This window comes from Facilibium subflavum (genome assembly GCF_003574485.1).
In the GTDB taxonomy this organism is placed as follows: domain Bacteria; phylum Pseudomonadota; class Gammaproteobacteria; order Francisellales; family Francisellaceae; genus Facilibium; species Facilibium subflavum.
The window spans coordinates 1-1,685 of record NZ_QLIT01000098.1; the positions used below are offsets into that span (position 1 = coordinate 1).

2 protein-coding genes are annotated in these 1,685 nt (G+C 33.4%); both read right to left on the reverse strand.

Annotated elements, in window-relative coordinates:
- Window positions 1-184 precede the first annotated feature (184 nt).
- Entirely contained in the window at window positions 185-1,312 is a 1,128-nt protein-coding gene (locus tag DNK84_RS06615; RefSeq protein ID WP_119343761.1) for a Fic family protein, read from the reverse strand.
- A 141-nt stretch (window positions 1,313-1,453) separates the two neighbouring features.
- Window positions 1,454-1,685: transposase (locus DNK84_RS06620; RefSeq protein WP_208123269.1), on the reverse strand; the 232-nt coding region annotated here is incomplete at its 5' end.

Consider the following 1,685-nt stretch of genomic DNA (forward strand, 5'->3'; position numbering starts at 1 on the left):
ACTTGCCGGTAATTGCTGTAATTAAACGGCTCTCTAAATGCTATCAAAAGTTGCCTTCATGTGTATACTGGATTTGAACCATGCCGAATTTACTTAACATCAAGCTAAAAAATTAAGCATATATTTTCAATAAATTATTACTTGGTTAAAATATGAGTAGTTTTATAGTGCAATTTTGGCTTACCTAAAATGTAAGCTGATATCTTGTTGCAGACCCTCTTCCATACTTCTGTATTAACTCATGTTTAGTTAAGATCGCTAAGTTATGGCTAACTGTTCTTTGTGGTAGTTCAGTATATTCAGCAATCATTTTTGTTGTTAATCTAACTTCTGGATATTCTTTAAAGCAATCTAAAATTTTAGATGAACTTTCTGATAATTTTTTAGTTTCAGAGTATTTTCGCCTATATACATCAACATCTGATATGGATCTTGAAATCATTTTAAGCATGAATCTTAAAAAATATTCAATTTTGTAGTCAGCTGTGTTTTCTGTGTACTTTCCATTTGAGCATGAGTTAAGAACAAAATAATACTCTTCCTTACATCTTTCTATCTGTCTGTCTATTGAAATAAGGGGCGTTAAACTGGCTAATGCTAAATCGTTAGATTGAAGCAGTCCAAGTAAAAACAATCCTCTTCCTAATCTACCATTGCCATCTTGAAAAGGATGTATTGCCAAAAAACGATAAACAAACTCACATATGACGGGAATTGTCCATGCTTCATTAATGATTGCCTGATTATACCACGAAACAAGTTCATGCATTGCTGTTTGCGTCATTATGCCCGCATCAGCAGTTTTAAATATTTCCCGTACCTCGCCTGTTATCTTATTGGTTTCAACTACTGAATTAGATTGAATCTTATAATTACCAACGTATGGACTAGATTTTAAATGTGGCGACATTAATTCTGTGTGCAACCCTCTGATATCAATCTCTCTAAGTGGCATGAATAATTTAGCATCATGATAAATACGTAGTAACATGCTTCGACAACCAGCAACCTCTTCAATACTTCTTTCCCTATCTTTAGATAACTTATTTTCAATAAGATGTTTTTGAGCATCAAAGGCTGTTGTTTTTCCATCAACTGTTAATATTGTATCAATCCAATCGATTTCAGAGTTAGTTAAAACAGCGTTTTCAATTCGAGTAGAAGCACCAATAGTGCTAATACGAGAGTATTTTTTTATTGCTAGTATCTCGTCATCATTTATATTTTTAAGGCTTGCGTATAACGATACAAATTTATTGTTAACCTCTTTTACCTTGGTTTTCAACTCATCTGTTAGTTCAAATGATAGCATTTTAAAACTTAAAGTTAGTTACAGTAATGAGATTATAGGTCAATCAAGCAACATCAAGCAATATTTTTATTTATATTTTGCTTGGTATTGCCTAAGTTGACTTGCTCCATAAATCAATAGGATACTGTTGGCGAATTGCCATCATGCTGCCTTTGGCTGTAAAATACCAAAACTAGACTCTCTAGTTTCTTCACGTGTTTTATCAGTAATCCAGTCAATAATTCGGTGTATATTTATTGCTGCTGCACTTGCTATTTGCTGCAAATGAGTCTTTTTTAGTCCAACATATTTTGACTTCCTAGCGTCCGTGGTTCGTGTAGCTTGTGATATAGTTCCTTCAATTCCAGCTCGCCTACAGCAATTACCGGCAAGT

Bases quoted from the DNA above. Each gene is read 5' to 3' on its own strand.
- DNK84_RS06615 (WP_119343761.1), bottom strand. From the start codon at position 1,312: ATGCTATCATTTGAACTAACAGATGAGTTGAAAACCAAGGTAAAAGAG.